General features: G+C 31.4%; 1 protein-coding gene. It reads right to left on the minus strand.

The window, feature by feature from the left end:
* The coding region (locus FE392_RS20640; protein WP_319931964.1) for a DUF3895 domain-containing protein at positions 1-205 on the minus strand (205 nt) is incomplete at its 3' end.
* Between the last annotated feature and the right edge of the window lie 15 nt (positions 206-220).

Consider the following 220-nt stretch of genomic DNA (forward strand, 5'->3'; position numbering starts at 1 on the left):
AACTACAAACGTGAACGTAGATATGAGGCTTTCCAGTAAGATAACGTTTATCTAAAGAGCCAACCTCTTTAATCATAAATTCACATAGTTGTCTCACACTTACAGAATTAACATTTTGTATAAACTGCAAAATAAATTCTTGTTCAACAAAACTTAAAAATTGATACGAAATGTTCTTCTCAATAGAAACAGGTTTCACTTTCACAGGCTGACTTCGTAT

It is taken from the genome of Xenorhabdus santafensis (assembly GCF_033949405.1).
GTDB classification, from domain to species: Bacteria; Pseudomonadota; Gammaproteobacteria; order Enterobacterales; family Enterobacteriaceae; genus Xenorhabdus; species Xenorhabdus santafensis.